18 protein-coding genes and 1 pseudogene are annotated in these 24,492 nt (G+C 60.6%); 9 read left to right on the forward strand and 10 right to left on the reverse strand.

Annotated elements, in window-relative coordinates; translation table 11 throughout:
- Positions 1-2: 2 nt before the first annotated feature.
- Entirely contained in the window at positions 3-314 is a 312-nt protein-coding gene (locus AB4O11_RS27400) for a PepSY domain-containing protein (protein WP_095050577.1), read from the reverse strand.
- Positions 314-622: a PepSY domain-containing protein gene (locus AB4O11_RS27405; RefSeq protein WP_093433852.1), complete on the reverse strand. Its 309-nt coding sequence runs from the start codon at positions 620-622 to the stop codon at positions 314-316. The genes AB4O11_RS27400 and AB4O11_RS27405 overlap by 1 nt, the downstream gene beginning before the upstream one ends.
- A gap of 243 nt (positions 623-865) precedes the next feature.
- Here AB4O11_RS27405 and AB4O11_RS27410 point away from each other — a divergent pair, with 243 nt between their 5' ends.
- The 7 genes and pseudogenes from AB4O11_RS27410 to AB4O11_RS27440 form a co-directional block, all read left to right on the forward strand.
- Positions 866-1,945 (forward strand): patatin-like phospholipase family protein, encoded by a 1,080-nt coding sequence (locus AB4O11_RS27410; protein WP_460129439.1) that lies wholly within the window; start codon positions 866-868, stop codon positions 1,943-1,945.
- 85 nt (positions 1,946-2,030) lie between these two features.
- Positions 2,031-2,387 (forward strand): 6-carboxytetrahydropterin synthase QueD, encoded by a 357-nt coding sequence (gene queD, locus AB4O11_RS27415; protein WP_007915588.1) that lies wholly within the window; start codon positions 2,031-2,033, stop codon positions 2,385-2,387.
- Positions 2,388-2,613: 226 nt separating this feature from the next.
- Positions 2,614-3,426, forward strand: a complete 813-nt coding sequence (locus AB4O11_RS27420; protein WP_460091558.1) for an alpha/beta fold hydrolase — start codon at positions 2,614-2,616, stop codon at positions 3,424-3,426.
- Positions 3,427-3,669: 243 nt separating this feature from the next.
- Positions 3,670-4,941 carry a cytosine permease gene (gene codB / locus AB4O11_RS27425; protein ID WP_093433843.1) on the forward strand — a complete coding sequence of 424 codons (1,272 nt, stop codon included), beginning with the start codon at positions 3,670-3,672 and terminating at the stop codon, positions 4,939-4,941.
- A 15-nt stretch (positions 4,942-4,956) separates the two neighbouring features.
- Entirely contained in the window at positions 4,957-6,192 is a 1,236-nt protein-coding gene (codA, locus tag AB4O11_RS27430; protein ID WP_093433841.1) for a cytosine deaminase, read from the forward strand.
- Positions 6,193-6,388: 196 nt separating this feature from the next.
- Positions 6,389-7,960: a glucan 1,4-alpha-maltotetraohydrolase domain-containing protein gene (locus AB4O11_RS27435; protein WP_460091559.1), complete on the forward strand. Its 1,572-nt coding sequence runs from the start codon at positions 6,389-6,391 to the stop codon at positions 7,958-7,960.
- 263 nt (positions 7,961-8,223) lie between these two features.
- Positions 8,224-8,394, forward strand: a pseudogene (locus AB4O11_RS27440) (carboxymuconolactone decarboxylase family protein); the annotation flags it as partial.
- A gap of 369 nt (positions 8,395-8,763) precedes the next feature.
- Here the strand turns inward: AB4O11_RS27440 and AB4O11_RS27445 are convergent.
- Positions 8,764-9,744: a diaminopimelate epimerase gene (locus tag AB4O11_RS27445; RefSeq protein WP_460129442.1), complete on the reverse strand. Its 981-nt coding sequence runs from the start codon at positions 9,742-9,744 to the stop codon at positions 8,764-8,766.
- A gap of 377 nt (positions 9,745-10,121) precedes the next feature.
- Here AB4O11_RS27445 and AB4O11_RS27450 point away from each other — a divergent pair, with 377 nt between their 5' ends.
- Entirely contained in the window at positions 10,122-11,273 is a 1,152-nt protein-coding gene (locus AB4O11_RS27450; protein WP_093433835.1) for an MFS transporter, read from the forward strand.
- 85 nt (positions 11,274-11,358) lie between these two features.
- On the opposite strand, the gene AB4O11_RS27455 is transcribed toward AB4O11_RS27450, so the two are convergent.
- The 7 genes from AB4O11_RS27455 to AB4O11_RS27485 form a co-directional block, all read right to left on the reverse strand.
- Entirely contained in the window at positions 11,359-13,785 is a 2,427-nt protein-coding gene (locus AB4O11_RS27455) for a TonB-dependent siderophore receptor (protein ID WP_460129444.1), read from the reverse strand.
- 98 nt (positions 13,786-13,883) lie between these two features.
- Entirely contained in the window at positions 13,884-14,867 is a 984-nt protein-coding gene (locus AB4O11_RS27460; RefSeq protein WP_460129446.1) for a FecR family protein, read from the reverse strand.
- A gap of 40 nt (positions 14,868-14,907) precedes the next feature.
- Positions 14,908-15,399 (reverse strand): sigma-70 family RNA polymerase sigma factor, encoded by a 492-nt coding sequence (locus AB4O11_RS27465; protein ID WP_093433829.1) that lies wholly within the window; start codon positions 15,397-15,399, stop codon positions 14,908-14,910.
- A gap of 104 nt (positions 15,400-15,503) precedes the next feature.
- Complete coding sequence (locus tag AB4O11_RS27470; RefSeq protein WP_460129448.1) at positions 15,504-15,881, reverse strand: c-type cytochrome; 378 nt, start codon at positions 15,879-15,881, stop codon at positions 15,504-15,506.
- A gap of 204 nt (positions 15,882-16,085) precedes the next feature.
- Positions 16,086-20,555 (reverse strand): hemagglutinin repeat-containing protein, encoded by a 4,470-nt coding sequence (locus AB4O11_RS27475; protein ID WP_460129451.1) that lies wholly within the window; start codon positions 20,553-20,555, stop codon positions 16,086-16,088.
- Positions 20,556-20,653: 98 nt separating this feature from the next.
- Positions 20,654-22,381: a ShlB/FhaC/HecB family hemolysin secretion/activation protein gene (locus tag AB4O11_RS27480; protein WP_460129454.1), complete on the reverse strand. Its 1,728-nt coding sequence runs from the start codon at positions 22,379-22,381 to the stop codon at positions 20,654-20,656.
- A 108-nt stretch (positions 22,382-22,489) separates the two neighbouring features.
- Positions 22,490-23,623, reverse strand: coding sequence for an MFS transporter (locus AB4O11_RS27485; RefSeq protein WP_460129456.1), 1,134 nt, complete (start codon positions 23,621-23,623; stop codon positions 22,490-22,492).
- Between the two features lie 98 nt (positions 23,624-23,721).
- Between AB4O11_RS27485 and AB4O11_RS27490 the strand changes: the two genes are divergently transcribed.
- Positions 23,722-24,486 carry an AraC family transcriptional regulator gene (locus tag AB4O11_RS27490; RefSeq protein ID WP_093433819.1) on the forward strand — a complete coding sequence of 255 codons (765 nt, stop codon included), beginning with the start codon at positions 23,722-23,724 and terminating at the stop codon, positions 24,484-24,486.
- Positions 24,487-24,492: the final 6 nt, after the last annotated feature.

Consider the following 24,492-nt stretch of genomic DNA (forward strand, 5'->3'; position numbering starts at 1 on the left):
GATCAATCTTCCTTGTCTTTCACAAGTTCGCCGGTATCGGCCTTCAAGTGCAGCTCACGGGCGACACCTTCGACGGTCAGCAACTCGACTTCATAAATGTAGACGTCGTGTTTTTCTTCCAGCTCGACTTCCAGCAGTTTTGCGCCGGGATAGCGATCCAGCGCCTGCTGCAGCACTTGCTCCAGCGGCAGGATCACGCCCTTCTCACGCAGACTCAGGGCTTCGTCCTGATCGAGGTCACGCGCCATCGCGGCCGAGCAGAAAATCACCAGCGCCAATGCCGTACGGCTGGTGGCGCGAACATTAACCTTCATTACTTATCCTGATGATCCTTGAGAACCTGCCCAGTCACCGCGTCTAATTCCAGATCCCAATCGACGCCCTGCGGATCGCGCATTTCGATCTGGTAGCTGTACTTGCCGTACTCTTCTTCCAGCTCGGTTTCAGTGATCGTCGAACCCGGGTGTTTGGCCAACGCGGCGGCGTTGAGCTTCTCGAAGGAGACGATAGTACCAGCGTCGCGCAGACGCAGGGCTTCGTCAGGGCCGAGATCGCGGGCATGGGCGAGGCTGGCAGTGAAACCGATAATCGAGGCAATGGACAGGGCAGTCAGGGTTTTCATGGTGTCTCCATATTTTTATGTGTTGCTTACGGTGGGCACCTTAGCGGGATGAACTTAACTGAAACTGAATTGCCATCATTGCTCCAGCTCAACACATGCCCCCCTGTGGGAGCGAGCTTGCTCGCGAATGCGGTGTATCAGACACATCATCGTTGACTGACCCTACGCTTTCGCGAGCAAGCTCGCTCCCACAGGGGACATCATCGTTCTATAATCCTTCGCTTGCTAACGATCGAGACCGGTATGACCGCCATCCACATCAAATTCCCCGCCCTCACCCTCAAGGCCGGCCCGCGGGCCATGGCGCGCATTCGTGCGCAAGGCTTGAATGCCGCCGACGTCGGCACCCTGCCCGGCGCCGCCGGTGGACCGAAGGCGTTGGGAATTCAGGGGCTGGATCTGGCGCTGTTCGGTGAATGGCTGCCCAGCGCGCCGCGCGAGCGTTCGCTGATCGGCGCCTCGGTCGGTTCCTGGCGCTTCGCCAGTGCCTGCCTGCCGGACGCCGCCGAAGGCATCCGGCGCCTCGGTCATCTGTACGCCGAGCAGAACTTCAACAAAGGCGTGACCATGGCCGAGATCACTCAGAGCTCGCAGCGCATGCTCCATGACCTGCTCGACGGCCGCGACGCGAGCATCCTCGACAACGCGCATTACCGCCTGAACATCATGGTGGTGAAAAGTCAGGGGCGTCTGGCCGATGATCATCGCGGGCGTTTGGGTATGGCGCTGGGTTCGGTGATCGCCGACAACCTGCGTGGCCGCGCACGGTTGTCGCGGCACTTTGAACGGCTGATCATCCACGACCCGCGCCTGGCCCCGCCGGTGAATGCGCTGAACGACTTCCCGTCGCGCTTCGTCGCCCTGAATGCCAGCAATCTGCGTCAGGCCCTGCTCGCCTCGGGTTCGATCCCGATGGTCATGGAAGGTGTACGGGATTTGCCGGGCGCCGGTGCTGGCACTTTCCGCGATGGTGGTCTGCTCGATTATCACCTCGACCTGCCCTACAGCGGCGACGGCATTGTGCTCTATCCGCACTTCACTGATCGGGTGATTCCCGGCTGGTTCGACAAGACCCTGCCATGGCGCAAGGCCTCGGTGGAGCGCTTGCAGGACGTGCTGCTGCTCGCGCCGTCGAAGGAATATCTGGCGCGCCTGCCCTACGGCAAATTACCTGACCGCAACGACTTCAAACGCTTTATGGGCGATGCACCGAGCCGGCAGAAATACTGGCACGCAGCGATGGACGAGAGCCGCCGCTTGGGCGATGAATTCCTTGAACTGACTGCCAATGGTCGCCTCGCCGAGCGCTTGCTGACCCTTTAGTCAGCACGCTCAAACACAAGCTGATAAACTCGCCGCCTGCCCGAATCGCTGCGGCGAACGCCATCTGAACAGAGCCGAAAATACCGTGGAAATCTTCAAAGAGTTTACTTTCGAATCCGCCCACCGCCTGCCGCACGTCCCGGACGGCCACAAGTGCGGGCGTCTGCACGGTCACTCTTTCAAAGTGGCGCTTCACCTCAGCGGCGATCTCGATCCGCACACCGGCTGGATCCGCGATTTCTCCGAGATCAAAGCGATTTTCAAACCGCTGTACGAGCGTCTCGACCACAACTACCTGAACGACATTCCCGGCCTGGAAAACCCGACCAGTGAAGTGCTGGCCAAATTCATCTGGAATGAAATGAAGCCACTGCTGCCGGAACTGAGCGCGATCCGTATTCACGAGACGTGCACCAGCGGTTGCATCTATCGCGGTGAGTAATCCGATCCAGAAATCACTGCATAACCCTGTGGGAGCGAGCTTGCTCCGGGCGGCGTTCCGACGAATGCGGTTTGCCAGTGAAATAAATATTGACTGACACAATGCCTTCGCGAGCAAGCTCGCTCCCACAGGGATAAGCGGCGTGTCAGTGAATGAATAAACAGCCTTCACGGCTGTTTTTTTACGCCTATGCTTTTTGGCTCCCACCCGCCAAGAGGACAGGCCCATGACAGACTGGCTGCTGGATCAGGTCTTTGACTTCAACGGCCGACAGGTCCGCTACGCCGTGCGCGGCGATGGCCCGCCGCTGGTGTTCGTGCATGGCACGCCGTTTTCGTCGTACGTGTGGCATCGGATTGCGCCGCACTTTTTCACGACTCATCGCGTGTATTACTTCGATCTTCTCGGCTACGGGCGCTCCGAGCAACCGGACGCCGATGTCTCCCTCGGCGTGCAAAACCAACTGTTGGCGCAGTTACTCGACCACTGGAATCTGCAGCGCCCGGATGTCGTGGCTCACGACTTTGGCGGCGCCACGGTGCTGCGCGCACATCTGCTCGACGGCAAGGATTACCGCAGCCTGACCCTGATTGATCCGGTCGCGCTGACGCCTTGGGGTTCGCCGTTCGTGCAGCACGTGCGTCAGCATGAAGCGGCGTTTAGTGGCATCCCCGACTACATTCAGCGCGCCATCGTGCCGGCCTATATTCGCGGGGCGATCCACCGCGAGATTGCCGATCACGAACTCGCACCCTATGTGCAGCCGTGGCTTGGCGATCCGGGGCAAGCGGCGTTCTATCGGCAGATTGCGCAGATGGATGAGCGCTATACCCGTGAAGCAGAAAGCCTGTACCCGACGATCCGTTGCCCGGTGCAGATACTCTGGGGCGAAGAAGACCAGTGGATTCCCATCGAACGTGGCCGCGCGTTACAGCAGATGATCCCGGGGTCACGATTCCACCCGATTGCCAACGCCGGACACCTCGTCCAGGAAGACGCCCCGGAAGCCATCGTTGCCGCCCTGCTGCGCTTCCTCTGAGCCAACACCTATCCCTTGTGGGAGCGAGCCTGCTCGCGAAAGCGGAATATCAGCCACTGCAGATGTCGCCTGACACGCCGCCTTCGCGAGCAGGCTCGCTCCCACATTGGGCTTGGGTCTATTCAGGTGCACCGCTTTCGCGCCAATCCGCGCGACTCGTCTATACATAACCCGCGCCAAGCGGCATTTGGCACGACCACTGCAACCTCCCCCGCGTCTTCCCTTTCCAGCAAGGACCGCCCCATGACGCAGAACGATATCGGCAACGATTACCCCCTCAGCGAAGTCCCCATGCATGCACGCAAAGGCCTGGCCTCGACGGCGATGGTGCTGCTCGGTTTCACGTTTTTCACCGCAACCATGTTTGCCGGCGGCAAGCTTGGCGTGGCGTTCAGTTTCGCCGAGATGATGGCGGTGATCGTCGTCGGCAACCTGCTGCTCGGCCTGTATGCGGCGGGCCTGGGTTATATCGCCTTCAAAAGCGGCCTCAACTCAGTGCTGATGGGCCGCTTCTGCTTCGGCGAAGTCGGCAGCAAGCTCAGTGACCTGATCCTCGGTTTCACCCAGATCGGCTGGTACGCCTGGGGCACGGCGACGGCTGCCGTGGTGATCGGTAAATATTTCAATCTCGACGAAAGCACGGTACTCGGCCTGATGGTGCTGTTCGGTCTGCTGTTCTGCGCCACGGCCTACGTCGGTTATCGCGGGCTGGAAATCCTCTCGTACATCGCCGTGCCGGCGATGATGTTGTTGCTCCTGCTGTCGATGTGGGTGGCGACGGTGAAAGTTGGCGGGTTCGAAGGCTTGCTCAGCGTAGTGCCGACGGGTTCGCTGGACTGGTCGACGGCAATCACCCTGGTGTTCGGCACCTTCGTCAGCGGCGCCACGCAGGCGACCAACTGGACACGCTTCTCGCGCTCGGCGCGGGTGGCGGTGCTGGCCAGCCTGATCGGATTCTTCATCGGCAACGGCCTGATGGTGCTGATCGGTGCGTATGGCGCCATCGTCTACCAACAACCCGACGTGGTTGAAGTGCTGCTGTTGCAAGGTTTCGCCATGGCCGCAATGGCCATGCTGTTGCTGAACATCTGGAGCACCCAGGACAACACCATCTACAACTTCGCCGTCGCTGGTTGCAATCTGCTGCGCACCGGCCGACGCAAAACCGTGACCCTCGCCGGTGCGGTGATCGGCACCCTGCTCGCTCTGCTGGGCATGTACGACATGCTGGTGCCGTATCTGATTCTGCTCGGCACGGTGATTCCGCCGATCGGCGGGGTGATCATGGCGGACTTCTTCTTTCGTTGGCGCGGGCGTTATCCGCGCCTGGCCGACGCACGGTTGCCAGCGTTCAACTGGCCGGGACTCGGGGCCTATGCGGTCGGCACCGTTGCCGCGTTCAGCTCGCCGTGGGTCGCGCCGCTGGTAGGGATCGCTGCTGCCGCGCTAACGTATGTCATCGTCACCGGCGTGCTCGGCGCTCGCAGCGCAACCGCGCCACTACAAGACTTATAAAAAAGGATTCGCCTGATGCACATCATCAACGCCCGTTTACGCAACCAGGAAGGTTTGCACGAATTGCACCTTGAAGACGGTCTGATCCGCAGCATCGCCCGGCAGACCGAAGCACCGACCCTTGGCCCGGATGACCTCGACGCCGGCGGCAATCTGGTGGTGCCGCCCTTCGTCGAACCACACATTCACCTCGACGCCACGCTGACCGCTGGCGAGCCGCGCTGGAACATGAGCGGCACATTGTTCGAAGGCATCGAGTGCTGGGGCGAGCGCAAGGTCACCATCACCGAAGAAGACACCAAGACCCGCGCCAAGAAAACCATTCAAACGCTGGCCGCCCACGGCATCCAGCACGTGCGCACCCACGTTGATGTCACCGACCCGCAACTCACCGCACTTAAAGCCATGCTCGAAGTGCGTGAGGAAAGCAGCCACCTCATCGATCTGCAAATCGTCGCGTTCCCGCAGGAAGGCATCGAGTCGTTCCGCAATGGCCGCGAGCTGATGGAAGAAGCAATCCGCATGGGCGCGGACGTGGTCGGCGGGATTCCGCATTTCGAGTACACCCGCGATCAGGGCGTCAGTTCGGTGAAGTTTCTGATGGACCTGGCCGAGCGCACCGGTTGTCTGGTCGACGTGCATTGCGACGAAACCGACGACCCGCATTCGCGCTTCCTTGAAGTGCTCGCCGAAGAGGCGCGCAGTCGCGACATGGGCGCGCTGGTCACCGCTAGCCACACCACGGCGATGGGTTCCTACGACAACGCCTACTGCGCGAAACTGTTCCGCTTGCTGGGCCATTCCGGAATCAGTTTTGTCTCCTGCCCGACCGAGAGCATTCACCTGCAAGGGCGCTTCGACAACTTTCCCAAACGCCGTGGCGTGACCCGCGTGAATGAGCTGCTCGAAGCCGGCATGAACGTGTGTTTCGGTCAAGACTCCATCGTCGATCCGTGGTATCCGCTGGGCAATGGCAACATTCTGCGGGTGCTCGAAGCCGGGCTGCACATCTGCCACATGCTCGGTTACCGCAACCTGCAAAGTGCACTGGATCTGGTCACCGACAACAGCGCCAAAGCCATGCACCTGGGTGAGCGTTATGGCCTGGAACAGGGACGGCCGGCGAATCTGTTGATTCTGTCGGCGGACAGCGATTACGAGGTGATCCGCAGTCAGGGCTTACCGCTGTATTCGATTCGTGGCGGCAAGGTGTTGATGAAGCGGCAGATGCCGGTGGTGGAGTTTGCCTAAGGTCCCGGCATCGGCGTCCCTCGGGCGCCGACTGGCACTCTTCAATAAAGAACACTTGATCGATCGTGTGCAAGGTTATGGTTGGCGAGACTTTTATCGCCAAATAATCGAGCAAACCTGTCAGATCTGACAGGCGACACACGCTACGAACAGACTCACAGTGTCCTCTGGAATCAACAGATTCAGGAGGACAACCATGAAGCGCCTTTTACTGTTCACCCAGGTTTTATGGCTTTGCCTGACGCTAAGTGTGACCTTCGCGACGAACGCCACGATGCGAAATGGCAGCGGCGAAGAAATCATGCTCCAGGGCTTTCACTGGAATTCCAGCCGTAATGCCGTAGCGTGGTACTCCGTTCTTGCACAACACGCGTCCACGATCAGCAGCGACGGGTTCACGCTGATCTGGTTGCCACCCGTCTGGACCGACACCTCCAGCTGGAGCGAACCGACTGGCAAATCCGGTGGTGGCGAGGGCTATTTTTGGAGCAGCTTCGACAAAAACAGCCGTTATGGCAGCGATCAACAACTCAAACAGGCCGCGGCGGCACTCAACACTGCCGGTGTTAAAGTCGTGTACGACGTGGTGCCCAATCACATGAATGACGATAGGGTCAACCAGTCCATGTTTCCCCGAGGGCGCAATGAATGGCGCCATGATTGCCTCCAGTGTGATGAGGGCGATGCATTCATGGATGGCGCGGCAGACCTGAATACCGCTGACCCCAAGGTTTTCAATGCATTCAAGAACGAATTCATCAATTTGCGTGACAACTATGGTGCCCAGGGCCTGCGCTTCGATTTCGTTCGAGGTTACGCCCCGGAGACAATCGACCGCTGGATGAACGCTTTTGGCAGCCAGCAGTTCTGCGTCGGGGAAAACTGGAAAGGCCCCGACGAATATCCGCAAGGTGACTGGCGCCATTCAGCCAGTTGGCAGGATGTACTCAAGGACTGGTCTGATCGTTCGCACTGCGCGGTGTTCGATTTTGCTCTCAAGGAACGCATGCAGAATGGCTCAATCGCCCAATGGCGCCACGGCCTGAATGGCAATCCGGACCCTGCCTGGCGTGCGATTGCGGTAACGTTCGTTGACAATCATGACACCGGCTATTCGCCCGGCGCCAATGGCGGCCAACATCATTGGGCGCTGCCCGATCCGCTGGTCAATCTGGCTTACGCCTATATCCTCAGCAGCCCCGGAACGCCGACGGTCTATTGGCCGCATATGTACGATTGGCAGCGCGACCAGCTGATCCGGCAACTCATCAAACTTCGCAAACATGCTGCTATCCGGGCCGACTCGCCTATCCGCTTCAACACCCAGTATTCGGGGCTGGTGGGGACCACTTCAGGAGCGCGTGGCACGCTGGTGATAGCGCTCAAATCCGACCTGCAACGCTTGCCCGAAGGCATGGGGGTACCGACGCTGACCTGGGACAACGGTGATATTCGCATCTGGAGCACACCCGTGCAGTCTGCAGCAGTCAACATTAGCCTTCATTGCGACAATGCTAACCCGCAATCCGGTGAAGGGGTTTACGCCGTTGGCTCATCACTGGAGCTGGGGGCGTGGGATCCGCTGCACGGGGTTGCGCTGACTTCCGCCGGCAATCGCTGGAGCACGAACATCGAAGTACCAGGGCAGCAGGCGCTCGAATGGAAATGCGTTGTGCGCGGACGGAATGGTTCGCCGGTCTACTGGCAACCCGGCCCGAACAATTCGTTCACCAGCGGCGATGTCAGCGACACAGCCGGACGTTTTTGATTAAGACTTGTCGGCGCTCACCCTGCACACGCTGGCAAGGTACTCGCCTCCGAATACTGATCGGGCATCGACACAGCTGGAGTCTTTGCGATTGAGGCATCCGTAAACTGTAAGAACTAACAGGTTCGCGCCCGCAAACATTGAGCTAAGGTGTGAAGGCCGCCATCGCAACGGGCCGCCCCCCCTCCCGGATGTACGCTTTTTCATGCTGAAGTTCGTGCGTAGTTGATCAGCCGCCATCCTCATTTGCTTGAGGATTTCTCATGAACAACAAACCTTCGCCCATGGCCACGCTGTACCACGGAGGCCGACATATCTTTACCGAACTTGTACCCGATGGCGGCGCTCGACTAGATGCGCTGTTTCACACCGTGCCCGCCCTGGGCGAGTTGGCAGTGGGTGTGGTTTACGGGCATTTGCATGCGCGCCCCGGCAATCAGTGCTGGTTGAATGCTTTGAGGATGAACCGTCGCCACTGGCACTGCTGCGGTTGACGGTACAGGGTGATCAGGTGATGTCGGTGACTTTGTTCAAGGCTCACTGACGGGCTAACTCTGAGGGCCTCATCGCTGGTAAGCCAGGCTCCCACAGGGTTTTGTGTGAACACATTATTCGTGCCCACCTGAATCCAATGTGGGAGCGAGCCTGCTCGCGAAGAGGTCGGCACATTCGGCATCATCGCGTCAGACAGACCGCTTTCGCGAGCAGGCTCACTCCTACAGGGTTATGTGTTTGAACATACTATTTGTGTTCACCACAAAACCCTGTGGGAGTCTGGCTTGCCAGCGATGGCGGTTTTGAATTCAGTCCATCAACCGCGCCGTACCGAACAGTCTGACACGCAGCAATTCTCCGTGCGCTTCTTCGAGCAAAATCGGCGCCGTACCTCCGGGCATGACCACTTGCACTTCTCCTGCGGCAACCCAACCCACCCGCCATGCCGCGCACGCTACCGCACTCGCGCTGGTGCCGGATGAGGCCGTCGGCCCTTCGCCACGTTCGAACACACGGGCAAGGATTGTTTGCGACGACTCTAGCACCGCCCATTGCAGATTGACGCCCGCCGCGCATGGATCACCAGCGCCGACAGGCATGGCGTAGGCAACCTGGGTCAGGCGTTCGCTCAGCGGCGATTCACGCATCCGCTCATTACTTGGCAATGCCGCTGCATCACCGAGCAGCGTGACGCAATGCGGATTGCCAATGCGCACGAATTGGCTGTGTGCCCAGTCGGGATCAAGTTGTGCCAAGGGCCGGACGTGGCTCACGTCCCGAGCATTGAACTCAATGCCTTGAACAGTCTGCGCAGCGACCGCATCCGGTCCGAATCGCGGTTGACCGAGATCAAGCCAGAAACCTTCAACGCCTTCGACTTTGGCCGGTTTCACCAAGGTCTCCACGGCGTCACCCTTGTCGTGATGCACGCGCAACAACGCGCCCTCCTCCGGCATCAAGCCTTGCTCGGTCAGCGCTTGCGAGAAAATCGTCAGGCCATTGCCGCTACGCTCGGCGAGGGTGCCGTCGGTGTTGACGATCAACACGTCGAATGGCGGCGATGTCTGGAACGGGCCGATCAGCAGGCCGTCACTGCGGTGGGATTTGCTGTTCGCCGGGCGTTGGCCTTCGGGCCAGTCGCAGCAGAGCGTGATGGCGGCGCGGCTCCAGGCCTGTCTCGACGCAGCACACTGCGCGGCACTGGCCGGCAAATCAATGCCCGCCTCGCGCAATGACTGCGGCGAAATCACCCCGTAAATATTGCCCCGTGCATCGTAGAACTGCGTCATCACCGGCCCTTGCTGTTAGATTCCCTCAAGCCTCCACTGTAAAACGCAATCCCTTGTGGGAGCGAGCCTGCTCGCGAATGCAGTGTGTCAGCCGATATTTTCTTTATCCGACGCACCGCCTTCGCGAGCAAGCTCGCTCCCACAGGAATCGGTGCATGACCGCTGATTAGTGAGCCCGCTCCATTCAATGTGGGAGCGAGCTTGCTCGCGAAAGCGGCGGATCAGCCGATATTTTTTTAGCTGACACTGCGCCTTCGCGAGCAGGCTCGCTCCCACAGGTTAGGATGTTGCCTGTACTTCCCCGAATGGCCGGCGATCGAACCTCGTCGCTGAATCACTGTCCTTCGGGGACGCGATGTTTTTTGCCAAGGATCGATATGACCAGCCTCAACCCCCAAGACACCTTCGTCCCCGGACGCCTGCAACAGATGTCCACGCGCATCGCCTTTTTCATCGCCGGGCTCGGCATCGCCGCGTGGGCGCCACTGGTGCCGTACGCCAAGGCGCGCGCCGGGCTGGATGAAGGCACGCTGGGGTTATTGCTGTTGTGCCTCGGGGTCGGTTCGATTCTGGCGATGCCGCTGGCGGGGATTCTGGCCACACGGTTTGGCTGTCGGCGCGTCGCTACCGGCGGCACCTTGTTGATCTGCGCGGCGCTGCCGTTGCTGGCCACGGTGTCGTCGATACCGGCGCTGATCGCCACGCTGTTCATGTTCGGCGCTGGCCTGGGCACGGTGGATTCGACGGTAAACCTGCAAGCGGTGATCGTCGAGCGCGCCAGCGGCAAGAACATGATGTCGGGTTTCCACGGCTTGTTCAGTCTCGGCGGGATTGTCGGCGCGGCGGGTGTCAGTGCCTTGCTCGGCCTGGGTTTGACGCCACTGGCCGCCATGCTGGTGGTAGTTGTCGTGCTGATCGCGGCATTGTTCAAATGCGTGCCGCACATGCTGCCCTACGGCAGTGAAAGTTCCGGACCGGCATTCGCCATCCCTCATGGCATCGTGCTGTTTATCGGCGGAATGTGCTTCATCGTGTTCCTGACTGAAGGCGCGGCGCTGGACTGGAGTGCGGTGTTTCTGGCGCAGGAACGCGGGATCGACACGGCGTACGCAGGGCTGGGTTATGCGGCGTTTGCATTGACCATGACGGCCGGACGTTTGATGGGTGACCGGATTGTGCGGATGGTCGGTGCAACACGGATCATTTTGTTTGGTGGTCTGTTGGCAGCGGCCGGCCTGTTTCTAGCGACATTCGCGCCAAGCTGGGAAGCGGCGCTGGTCGGTTACGCGCTGGTCGGCGCTGGTTGCTCGAACATCGTGCCGGTGCTGTACACGGCAGTGGGCAAGCAAACGGTGATGCCGGAGAGCATCGCGGTGCCGGCCATTACCACGCTGGGTTATGCAGGGATTCTGGCGGGGCCGGCGGTGATCGGCTTTGTCGCCCATGCCAGCAGTTTGAGTTTTGCCTTTGGCTTGATGGCGGTGCTGTTGGTCGCGGTGGCCATTGGCGGGAAAGTTCTTAAAGTCTAAAAGCTTCGCGAGCAGGCTCGCTCCCACAGGATTTCAGTGATCCATGTGGGAGCGAGCCTGCTCGCGAAGAAGCTGATGCGGTCTATCAGAAACCCACACTGGCCTGCACAAAGAACGTGCGCGGCGCGCCGACATACATCCCCGAGTTGTTGTCGCTGGAGCGGGTGAAGTACTGCTTGTCGAAGATGTTCTTCACCCCGGCGCCGAGCTTGAGGTTCGACACCTGCGGTCCGAAGTCATAGCCGCCACGCACGTTCCAGGTCACGTAACCCGGGATGTCGCCATACTGCCCGTCCGCCGTGCCATCGGTGATGTAGTTGCCGTTGAAACTGCCGTCGGCGTTGACACCGGTGCCCGGCGAGCGCTGTTTCGACTGAGCGAAACCGTCGATGTTGTAAGTCCAGCGGTTGATGTCGTAACGCAAACCGACGGTCGCCACCTGCCGCGAATAGAACGGCAGATCACGGCCCTTGAAGCCCGGAATCTCACCTTCATAAGTAGCGCGGGTGTAAGTGAAACCCGCGTTGGCGGTCAGGCCGTCGAGGCGCGGATCCAGCGCCGCCATGTCGTAGTGCACCGAGGCTTCGATGCCCTGGTGCTTGGTTGCGCCGAGGTTGGTCCAGCCCACGTCATTGCTGATGTATTGCAGTTCGTCGTCGAAGTCGATGTAGAACAGCGTCACTTCGCCGCCCCACACGTCATCGTTGTAGCGCGTGCCGATCTCGTAGGTCTTGGCCTTTTCCGGCTCCAGACCATTGGCAGTCTGATCACCCGAGCCGCCCTGGCCGAGCTGGAAATACTGCAAGCTGCCGAACGAGGTTTCGTAGTTGGCGAACAGTTTCCAGGCGTCCGACAGGTGATACATCACGCTCAGCGCCGGCAACGGTTCGTTGCTCTCGATGCTGCGGTTTTTCGCCTGCACCGGTTTGCCGGCCGTGTCGAGCACCGCGCGGTCATGCCAGTCGGTGCTGATGTGTTCGAAGCGAATGCCGGGGGTGATGGTCCAGTTGCCGACATCGATTTTGTTATCGATGTAAACCGAGTTGGCCTCGGTGCCGCCGGTGCGGTCCTGGAATATGTGGCCATCAGAGGTCGGCGTGAGCACCGGCTGGCTGTTGACCAGCGCCACTCGGCTCGACGATTCGTGCATCGCCTCTTTCAGGTAGCGATAACCGACGCTGACTTCCTGGGTGGTCGGGCCGACATCGAAAACCCGCGACACCCGTGGCTCGATACCCAGCGTGTAATACGAACGCGGGTACGAGCTGAGGGTTTTCTGGTCGCGGGCGGCGATGGTGCTGCCACGGAAACTGTCGGTGTAGTAGGTGAGGATTTCCGCCTGAGTGCGCTCGTCGATCTGGCGGATCCACTTGAACGACACGTCTTTGCGCCGCCCGGTGAATTGGTCGTAGTCCCGCACCGAGTCGTACGGTTTGGCGTCGTACTGCTTCTGTGTCAGACCGCCGGGCATGTCGGCCGTGGCGTCGTAGTAGTGGAAGTTGAGGCTGAAATCGTCCTGATCGGTCGGCGCCCAGTGGGTCTTGAGCAGCACATCGTCGATGTCGTTGCCGTTGTTGCGCTCGCGGTAACCATTACCGTTGACCCCGGAATACAGCAACGCCACGCCCATGCCATTGTCGGCGGTGCCGCCGAGGAACGCGGTGTCGATGTGTTTCCAGCCACCGTACTGAGTGGTTTCCAGCGTGGTGCCGATTTCGCCAGTGGCTTTTTCCGGAATCGCCCGGGTGACGAAGTTGATCACCCCGCCGACGTTTTGCGGCCCATAACGCACCGAACCGGCGCCGCGTACCACGTCGATGCTGTCGAGGTTGCCCGAGGATATCGGCGCCATCGACAGTTGCGGCTGGCCGTAAGGGGCAAACGCCGCCGGCACGCCATCGATCAGCACGGTGGAGCGCGGCGACAGACGCGAGGTCAGACCGCGTACACCGACGTTCAGCGAAATATCACTGCCGCCGGTGCCGTTGGAATCCTGCACTTGCACGCCCGGTACGCGCTTGAGCACGTCACTGACGTTCATTGCGCCCTGTTCAACCATCGCTTCGCGGCGGATCACCGTGCGCGCCCCGGGGTGGTTCTGCACCACGGCAGCGTTGGCATCGCCGAGCCAGTCGCCGACCACTTTGATGTCGGTGACGCCCAATTCCAGCGGGCCATTGCCGGCGGTGGAGGTTGCGGCCGGCGACAGCGTCACCGAACCTTCGTTGATCTGATAATCCAGACCACTGCCCTGCAGCAATTGGCTTAGCGCCTGCTCCGGGGAGATGTCGCCGTCGACCGCCGGGGCCTGTTTGCCGGCGACCAGATCCGGGCTGAAAAACACTTGCAGCGATGTCTGCTGGCCCAGTTCGCTCAAGGCCTGGCCCAGCGGCTGCGCACGGATATGAATAGCTTCACCGGCGAACGCCTGCGGCATGCCAGCGTTGACCGCCAGCGCAAGAGCCAGCGGCAGCCAAGGGAATTTTTTGTTGTTGGCAGGGGTGTTTTTCACGTCGTACGTAGTCCTGTGGATCGCAAGAGTGTGCGGCTGTTAATGCAAACCAGTTGCAGTTGAACAGGAAGACGTTGAACTCGAAAAAAACCTGAATTTTATTTTGCGATTATTTCCTGACTGCCATCGGCAAGGGTGCGAACGGCCACCGGCAAGATGCTCGGCAAGGCTTTGAGCAAGGCATCGGTGTTGTCGGATTTGAACACGCTGGTCAGGCGCAGACTGGCCACGGCCGGATTGGTCACGGTCAACGGCTTTTCACGATAACGCGACACTTCGGCCGCGACTTCGCTGAGGCTGGCGTTGTTGAACACCAGTTTGCCGCCTCGCCATGCCGTCAGTTCTGCCGGGTTGACCGCATAGGCGGCGGCGACCTGGCCTTGGGCATCGACGTGGGTGCCGAGGCCGGCGCTCAGGCTGATAAATTGATTATCCGACGCATCACGGCCCTGCACTTTCACCGTGCCCTGCTCCACCGCCACCCGGGTTTGCGTAACATCGCGACGCACATCGAAACGCGTGCCGGTGACCGTGACCTTGCCGCTACCGGCCTCGACCACGAACGGTCGCGAAGTGTCGTGCGCGACGCTGAACATCGCCTCACCTTCACTTAACTCGATCAGCCGCCGATCCTGTTCAAAGCGCACCTGCAAGCGACTGCGGCTGTTCAAATCGATCACCGAACCGTCCGGCAGTGCCACATGTTTACGCTCGCCCAACGCCGTGGCGAACTCGGCGCGGTAACCGCCCGGATGATTCAAACCACTGAACAAGCCCAGCCCGAGCGCCACCGCCAGCACACTCGCAGCCACCGCATAACGCAACAACGGACGGCGTTGGCGACGGTTCGGCGGGGTTTCAGCGAGGGCTTTGAGGCGTGGCGCCGGGAGCAGATCGGCGGCCGACCACAAGCCCTGCAGCAACTGAAATTCGTCACGGTGCTGCGGATGTTCATTCAGCCAGGCGTCAAAGCGCTGCTGCTCGTCGGCCTCAATGGCCGGCTCCTGCAAACGCACAAACCAGCGGGCCGCGTCATCGCGCACCGTTGTTTGCCCGCACGCGCAAGCACGCGTCTCCATCATGGAATGTCCTGTTGGGCTGAAGATGAAAGGGAGCAGCGGCTCATGACTGCAACCCGTCGAGGCGATCGCGCAGATGGCGCAGGGTGCGGATCATATACTTTTCGACCATGTTCTTGGACAGCCCCAGGCGTTCGGCGATTTCCGCCTGAGTCAGGCCTTCGATCTTCTGCCAGACAAAAATCTTCCGGCAATTGATCGGCAACTCGCTGAGCGCCCGTTCGATGGAATCGGCCAGTTGGATCGCATGCATGTAATGCTCAGGGTCGCCGCTTGACGACTCGGTGTGATCGATGTCCTGCGACTCCAAAGCGCCGCGCCGATCCTCACGCCGATAACCGTCGACCGCGATATTGCGCGCGGTCTGGTGCAAATACGCCCGTGGCTGCTGCACCGCCGCCGAATCGGACTCAAGCACCCGCACAAAGGTGTCGTGCGCCAGATCCTCGGCCTGCGCGCGATTGCGCAGGCGACGAGTCCAGGTGCCGATCAACTCTTCGTAGTGCTCGAAAAAGCCGGGTCTGCGGGGACGCATGGGGGTTTTGGCGGCGTGCTGAGGAAAGGGGCGTGAATAGTAATGCTTCCTATTAAGGCGAAGCAATGGATTCCTCGACCGACCGTCCGGGTCACCTGTGCAGCTCAGCGTTTTATCGAAATCACACCACTCATGTATTCATGCAGATCGCGCAGATCCTTAACGCTCCAGGCATGCGGCGGTATTTTTACCCCGTTTTCCTTCAGCGTTTTCGGTATCAGGTTGCCGTTCGGGCGAAGGATGATCGACGACACAATCACCCCCGGATATTCATTCAGGCGTTTTTTGAACGCGGACGTTGTCAGGTCAGGTGTGGGCGGATTGCTTTTGTGCGCCAATGGCCCGGTGCCTTTTATATCGGCGCCGTGGCACACAGCGCAGCGCTGCACATAGAGGTTTTTGCCGTTGCTGTTATCCGCGAAGGACACAGATGGTTGGGCGATCAACAAAGCCCCGAGTACAGCGACGAATGCTGTTTTCATTGTTTGCCTCCCTGGCGTCTTTAAGGTCGCGCATGATGCGCGAGATTTAACGTCTGGCGCAAAACAATGTGGGAGCGAGCTTGCTCGCGAATGCGGTTCACCAGTCACTTACTGCATTGACTGAATGGACGCTTTCGCGAGCAAGCTCGCTCCCACATTGTTCGGTGGTGGATGGCAGATCTGGCACATCCACTACCGTTTGTTTTAGCCTTTTTCGTCGATCCCGGCTTGCAGGGTCTGGGTGTCCAGATGCCCGCTCAGGGTGACCGGGCCGACTTTCAGGTTGCCGTTTTCCATGGAAACCTTCGGTGCGTTTTCCTCAGCTTTATGCGGCAGATCAAGGCCCGCTTTCACGCCGTAGTCACGGTTACTCAGATCCGTGCTGCTGACCTTCGAACCACCCAGATCGACCTTCCCTTGCGGCGCCGAAATCCGCGCGCCGGTCAGTTGCGTGGCGCCGCCGACCGCGAGATTCACGCTTTGGTTGGCACTGATCCCGGAGGCCTGCACCACGCTGTCCTTATGCGCGTACTCACCCTGCGCTTTCAGCGTTGGTTTGTAGTCGGTACCGGCAAGTTTCTCCTTGTCACTCGGCGGGTTTTTCTTCGCGGTCAGGCCCAGATCGACATCGACCTTGGCGTGGTTGCTCGAGTCTTGACGGCTCTCGACGGTCAAATCACCCGCGACCTTGCCGCTGACAGTTTTCGCGTCAATCCGCGCACCCGCCAGCAGTGCATCACCGGCGCTGTTCAACACCACGCTGTCAGCCTTGATCTGGCTGTTCTGCTGCGTGCTGCCCTGCAGGTAATCCACGCCGACTTTGGCCCCGGCGTTGAAGCCGTGATCGCTGCTGGCCTTCTCATCCTCGGCAGTCGGAGTTTTGCTGCTCAGGTTGCCGCCGGCGTTGAGCGCGACATTCCAGTTATTGCGGTGGTCGGTGGACTGCGCCGATTCCTGCACATAGCCACCCTTCTGCGCGTCGATGCTGACGTTCGATGCGCTGACCTGAGTGCCTTGCAGGTGAATCGAATCACCGCTCAACACGATGCCGTTCTGGCTGTTGATCTGGCCACCGCTGAGGGTCTGCGACTGCTCGTTGACCCGACCGATATTGAAATTGCCGCTCAGATTGCCGCCCTGATCACGACTCTTCTCGCTGCTGGTTTTGCTGCCGCCGCCCTTCAAACCACCGCCGAGATTACTGCCGCTGGCGGTGTGGGTGTCGGTGGCTGCTTGCAGATCAAGTTTGCCGTCGGCGTGCAGATCGATGGTGCCAGCGCTGTCGATTTTCGTGCCTTGCTGCAGCTGATTGCCACCGCTGCTCAACTGCACCGGACCGTTGCCGCTGATGCTCGCAACGTGAGCCTGGGTATCAGTGCTTTGCTTGCCGGTGTGATCGAGCTGGAAACCGGCGCCGAGATCGACGTTGGTGCCATCGGTGCCCGGCAACGTGCCGACCGTCAGCGAGCCAGTTCCGCGCAGGCTGGTGTCATTGCTGGTTTGACGGTCATTGGCTTGATTCAGCGCCAGATCACCACCGGTATTGATGCTCACACCACCCTGCCCGCCATCGAAACGGCTGCCTTCGAACTGCGCATCGTCGCCGATCTTGATGTTCACACCCTGGCTACCGGCATAAGCGCCGACGACGGCGGTGGAATTGTCCTTGCTCGACGCACTGCTACCACCCGCGCCGCTGCCAGCGACGTTCACGTCTTCGCCGGTCTTGGTGTAGACGCGCACGTCGACCTTGGCATCCACCGCGCTGGCACTGCTGTTGTGCGTATTGCTCGCAGCGTCGGCAAGCAGTTTGTCAGCGCTGATGTTCACTTGGCCGGCGCTGGCGTTGTATTGCGTGCCTTGGTCATGCAGCGTGCCAGTGGTTTTCACATCGACGGTGCCGCCATCAAAACGGCTGACCACGGCGTTGCTGCTCTGCTCGGTTTTGCTGGCGTTGCCGTGACCGACCGCAACGTCGATACCGACATTCGGCTGACCGAGGTTGGCCAGTGCGTCCTTGTCCGGCACCTTGCCGTTGAGCACATCCTTGACCGCGCCGACGATCGGCCGGGCGATGTCCTTGTATTCGACGTTGGCGCCGATATCCGCCGACCAGTTGCTGTCATTGTGCGTGCTGCTGTCAGTGTTGCTGGCCGCACGGTTGTCGATCTCGTTGGCGGCGACGCTCAGACCATTGCCGGCCTTGAGTTGTGCGCCTTCGGTAGCGAGTTTGTCGGCATTGATCGTCAAGCCGCCGCTGCTCTGCACACTGCTGGTTTGCGCGGTGGTTTTGCTGGTGGAATCCTGCGCTGTGCTGTGGGCGAAATCGACGCCGCTGCCAGCACGGTCGAGACCGCCGGTGTAGTAGAAACCACCGCCGGTGCTGGAGGTGTCGGTGGAGGTTTTGTGGCTGTCAGCTTCGGCCAGCAACGACACGTTTTGGCCGCTCAATGTCGTGTCGCCAGCGGTGGATTTCACCTCTGCGCCTTTGAGCGTAACGTCACCGCCCGCCTTCACCTGCACGCTGCCACCACTGAGGCTGGAGCCCTGCTGGGTGACGTCGTTGCGAGTAACCGTTTGCTGTTTGTCCTCGTAATGAATCCCGGCGCGATACTGCTCTGGCGTTTGCTCTTTGGCGTATGCATCAAAGCCACGGGTTTGCGTGGTGTCGCTGCTATCGTGAGTGTTCCGCGCGGAATGCACATTGACGTCGCCTGCCGCGTCGGCCGTCAGCGCACCGTCAGCCTTGACCGTCGAGCCAGCAACCTCGATGTCCTTGGCGCTCTTGAGCTTGAGGTTGCTATCGGACACCAGTTCGCTGCGCACGGTGCTGCTGTCTTTGCTGTTCTGCCGCGACTCGTCCTTGGTAATGCCGAAGAACTTGCTGTCCTTGTCGTGGTTGTTGCTGTGCGAGGTGTCCTGCACGCCGTCGATCACCAGCGAACCCTTGTCGCTGATCACGCTGGCGTCGGTGCCGCCACGCACCTGGCTGCCGCTGATGCGCACGTCGTCAGCCTTGACGATCAGTTTGCCGGTGGCGTTGATTTTGCTGCCCTGATGCTGGGTCTTGCCCTTGTCGGCATCGCCGGTCTTGCCGAAGAAACCACCGCCGACCAGATCACCGGAGTAACTATTGTCGCTGCTGCGATTGGTCCGTGTGGCGGTGCTGATTTCCACTTGCTTGCCGGCCAGTTGCAAGTCGCCGGCGCTGGTCAATTCGGCGCCTTCGGAGCGCAATAATGCGGCGGTTTGCAGGGCGATATTGCCGGCCTTCAACTGACTGGTGACGCTGCGCTGTTCTTCGCTGCTGCTGTTCCAGTCGGCTTTCCACAGGTGTTTGCGGTGGTTGCCTTGATCGGTCTGCGTATGGCTTTCGGTAGCGGCAGTCAGGCGCAGATCGCCAGCGCTTTGCACGCTCAGATTATTCGCGGCTTCGACTTTGGCGGCTTTCAGTTCGGTGTCTTTGCCGGAGGCAAGTTTGGCGTCGCGGCTGGCGATGATCTGGCTGCCGTGCTGACGGGATTCGCTATCGGTCTGGGTACGGTCGTAGGTTTCCCAGGTGATGCCGATGGTGCTGTTGTTCCAGTTTTCACGCTTTTCCTGAAGCTTGCGGCTTTCGACCGTGGACAAAGTCAGGTTGCGTTTCGCCTCGACGGTGACGTCGCGAGCGCTGACATCGGCAGCGGCCAACGTCAGATCCTTGCCGCTGTGCAAGCCGACGTCGCCCTGACTACTGCGGATACCGGCGCGGGTCACGTCGAGGCTGTTGGCCACGGCTTCACCGCTGACACTCAAGTCACCGGCCGAGCGAATCTGCACGCCGTCACGCCCGGCGACTTGCACCGCGCCCACCCGCACGCCCGCGCCTTCGGCGGTGCTGACAATATTGATGCGACCGGCCTGCATCGCGCCGAACAGGCTGGCGTCGATGCGTTGATCAGACGTGTTGCCCGCCGGATCCACGGTTTTCACCTGACCGCTGGCGTAATCGACCTGATTGCGTCCCACCGTGAGGTTCAACTGATCGCGTGCAGTGATCGCGCCCTGGCTGTCGATACGCGGCGCGATGAGGTTGATCGAGCCCTCACCGTTGCGCAGGCCACCGCCATGAATCTGCAACTGACCGCTGGCATCGCGGCTGTTCAGACTTTGCAGTTTGCCGTCATTCAGTTCCGGGCGACCGACCACCAGATTAGCGTTCGGCGTGTTGATGAAGCTGCCGCCATTGACCGAGATGCCGTTGGGGTTGGCCAGCACATAATCGGCTGCGCGGCCGAAGATTTCCTGCGCACCGTTGATCGCGGACGGATTGCGACTGATCACTTCGTTGAGGATCACTCTCGCCGCTTGGCCTTGCAATTGCGGGTTAGCCGCCAGTTGCCCGGCCAGTTGCGATTGCCCGGCCTGCAAGGCGTTGTTCAGCACCAGGCCCTGACGGTCGACGTTGTAGTCGAGGAACTGGTTGTGCGACAGGCCCGAACCGTTGGGCGCGACGATGTTGACGATGGGCACACCGCCCTGGGTCTGCAATTGCGCGGTGCCGCCGGGCCCCGGTGCGACCACGACGCCGCCGGCCATCGCGCTCGGCAGGTGCACGGCGAAGAACAGGCTGGCAATCGCCCAGCGCAATTTGCCCCGAGGGGAAAGATGAAATGCAAAGGTGTGTGCTGGCATAAAAACGTCTCCATGTGAGTACGGCATCACGTCGCGCGTTTAGTCTTTGGCCGTGGCTGACGCGCTCAGATCCAACGGCTGTTTGTTCACTGCGTTGTTCAGATTTGCAGGCCCACGCGCATTAGCCAGGTTTCAGGCTCGTGCTGCAGACCGTTCGGGGTGTTGAGGGCGCGCTGGTAATCGACATCCACTTGCAGGTTCTTCCAGCCCAGATTCAGACCGACACTGGCACCGCTCAGGCGTTGCCCCTGCGCACCGTGATCTGCCTTGATCCAGCCGTGGTCGAGGCCCACCCGCGGGGTGATCTGCAGCGGCCACTCGCTGCGCAGCGGCAGGCGCAAGGTGTTGCGCCAGATCGCGCCGCTGGCGCCGGAGGCACTGCTGACCCGATAGCCGCGCACCGCCGAGTCGTCGGTGCCGAGCAACTGTTCGATGGCCGGCAACGGGTCCGGGCTGTACTGCAAATTGAGTTGGCTCTGCCATTGCCAGGCCTGCGCGCCGAACTGACCGTTACGCCATTGGCTGAGGCCGGCGCGGTACTTGCGGAACTGCGCTCTGGGCAGGTTATTGATCTGATGTTGCGAGTCATCGTCGGCGCCAAACCAGCGCAAGCCTTGGGCGTAATTGACGTCAAGGTTCCACACCGCGCGGTCGAGCCAGAACAGATTGAGCCCGGCTTCGGCGACGGTCAGGGTCGGGCTTTGAATGCCAAGGCGAACGTCTTGCAAGTAGCTGTCGACATCTTTGTGCGCCAGTTGCAGGTTGGCGCTGAGCTGACGGCTCTGGTCGCGCCACAACACACGGTCGGCGCGCAGGCTGACCTGATCGGTGATGCCCGTGCTGTGAAAGGTCACGCTCGGCAGTTTGAACGGCGCGCGATATTCGGCGTGACTGGCGAACACGCTGTAGGTCCAGTAGCCGTAAGGGATCGCGTAATACAGGCTGGCATTGCGGCTGTAGCGGTCACCCTGATTGAGGGTGTCGCTGGCGCTGAGACTCAACAAGTCGTTGAGTTGCAGTGGGCTGTCGAGGCTCAGGCTGACGGTGTCGCGATCACGTCCAGTGCTGGCGCTGCCGAGGTTGTCGAACCCCGCGTTCAAGGCCCAGCGCGAGTGCGCAGAGGTGCGCGACCGCAGGATGATCCGCGAGGCACCGGGCTGGCTGCCGGGGGCGATGTCGGCGGTGAGATCGATCGAGCGCAGACGATTCAACTGGTCCAGTCCCTGCTCCAGATCGCGCAGATTCAGCGGCTCGCCGAGCATGTCTGGAAACGCGCCTCCGAGCGACACCGGCAGGCTCTGATCGGCCAGTTCGATGGACTCGATGTAGCCTTCGTCAATGCGGATATCCAGCGACTGCCCCGCTGCCGGTGCGCTGAGCAGATACGGACGACTGGCGATGTAACCCTTGTCGACGTAGCTCGCGGTGATGGTGGCCAGCAGGTGATTGATCTGGCCGACGCCCATGCACGGCGCCAACAACGGTTTGATCTGCGCGTTGAGCTGGTCGCTGTCGATCAACGTGACGCCGCCGATGCGCGCACCGCTCAACGGCCAGCAACGTTCATCGGCGGTGACGGTTGACGGGATGGCCGGGGTGACCGGCGCTGGGCCGAACGCGCCGCGTTCCAGTTGCCGCTTTCTTTGCTCAAGTTGCAGTTGTTGCAGATCGCGCTGCTGCTGTTGCTGCTGGCGCAGCACTTCCCGGCCCGGCGCGACAGGTTCGGCAGCTTCAATCGAGGAGGCACAGACACTCAACACAAAGGCCGACAACAGCGGGCAGCGCGTGGAACAACGACGAAAAACAGCGCGAAACGGAAACGGCACGCAACTTCCTTGCGATCATAAAATGGCGTAATGCCATGTCATCAATGATCGTGATAGTCGGAGCCATCCCACACAAAAGCAAGACGCTTCCTACAGCGCTTACATTTCTTAAACAATTGCTTTGCCTGCCTTTATTGTCAGCAGCAAGGCCACGGCGCTGCACGTTATCAGGGTTTCCCCGAGGGCCTGAAACCAGCCGGCGAGCATCAGCCCGGCGCCGATCAGCAGGTAATACATCAAGCCCAACAACGCCCCGGCAGTGCCCAATCGATCAGCGTAATCGGCCAGGGCCGAACCGAGAATGTTCGGGATCGCCAGGCCAAACGCCAATACCACCAACAGCATCGGCAGGACGAACGCGACACTGTTCTGCAGCGACCACACGCCCACACCACCGAGCAAGGCGATGCCAGCCGCGAGGCGAATCAATTGCAATGCCTTGAACCCGGCCGTCAATAAACGCCGGTTCAGCCATGCTCCAAAACCTGAGCCCAGCGCGAGGATCACACCGCTGTAGCCGAACCCGCTGGCTTCCACGCCCAGCCGCTGAAACATGAATGGAGCGAGGCTGTAATAGCTGAACAGCGCCACGTTGAATGAGGCGATCCACAGCGCCGAGCGCCAGATTCCCGGGTCATGCAACATGCGCCCGAGGGTTTCGAACAAACCGACATGGCCGGTTGGCGCTGTCCGGGTTTCCGCCAGGGTGTACCAGCTCCACAGCCACAACAGCGTTGCCAGCAACAGCAACGCGCCAAGCACACCGCGATAACCGAAAACCTGAACCAGACTGGCGCCGCTGAACAAGCCAAGCGCCGGACTGGCCGCCAGCGCGATGCCCACCAAGGAAAACACCTGCGCCAGTTCGGCGCCTTTAAAGCGGTCGCGCAACACGGTCTGCGTGACCACCGAACCCACCGCCGCACCGAAGGCCGCCAACATCTGCGCCAGTAACAAGCCGTTGAAACTGCTGACCCGCAGGCCGAAAAGAGTGGCAATCGCATAGATTGCCAGGCCTGCGAGCATCGCCGGGCGCCGACCGATGCGATCACATAAACGCCCCCACACCACCACCCCGACGGCAAACGCGAGGAAATACACCGACAACGTCTGCGCGGCGGCTTGCGGGCCAACGTTAAACACCCGCCCGATATCACCGAGCGCCGGGCTGTACAGGGTTTGCGCGATCTGTGGAAACATCAGCAGCGCAATCGCCAGCCACAAGAAATGTCTGTTGTTCATGCTTCATCACTCCTCTCATAAACCGCCGAGGAGTTTAAGAATCGCTGACTGGCGTATTATCCAGATCCTGCCAATTTATCGCTGAAACCGGACAACCCATGGCTTGGCTCGACGCCCACGCAACGTTTGATGCAGATCGCTATGACGCACCCGTGATCGGTATCGCCTCGACCTTGGGCGATCACGATTCCGGTCTGCACCGTCATCAACGCGGCCAACTGCTGTACACGCGCCAAGGCTGCACGCGGATTACCCTGGCGCAGCAACTGTGCCTGCTGCCGCCGTCGCGGGCGGCGTGGATTCCACCGGGTGTCAGCCATCGCGCGGTGATGCAACAGAGCGTCGACTACCGCTCGATCTACTTGATCCCCGAGCTGTGCAGCGCACTGCCGCAGCAGGTTTGCGTGATTGAAGTCAGCCCGTTGTTGCGTGCGGTGCTGGAACCGATGGCGCTGGCGGATTTCGCCAGCGATTGGCAACAGGGCAAACTCTCCCACCTGCTCGGCCTGTGTCTGAGCGAAATCGCTGAAGCGGCGCAGCAACCGATGCTGCTGCCGTTACCTCAGGACAAGCGCCTGGCACCACTGTTGAAAACGCCTGAACGTCTGCCTCCAGAGTTGCAAGTACTGGAGCAGCAGGTCGGCGCCAGCAGCCGCACCATCGGGCGAATCTTCCAGCGCGAAACCGGCATGAGTTATCAGCAATGGCGCCAGCAGTGGCGCTTGATGCGCGCGATGGAATTGCTCGCCACCGGGCGCAGCCTGAGTTACTGCGCGTTCGAGTCGGGTTTTGCCAGCGACAGCGCTTTCATCGCCTTCTTCAAAACCATGACCGGCAGCACGCCGGGCCACTGGCTCAAGTGAACAACT

The organism is Pseudomonas sp. H1_D05 (genome assembly GCF_054682705.1).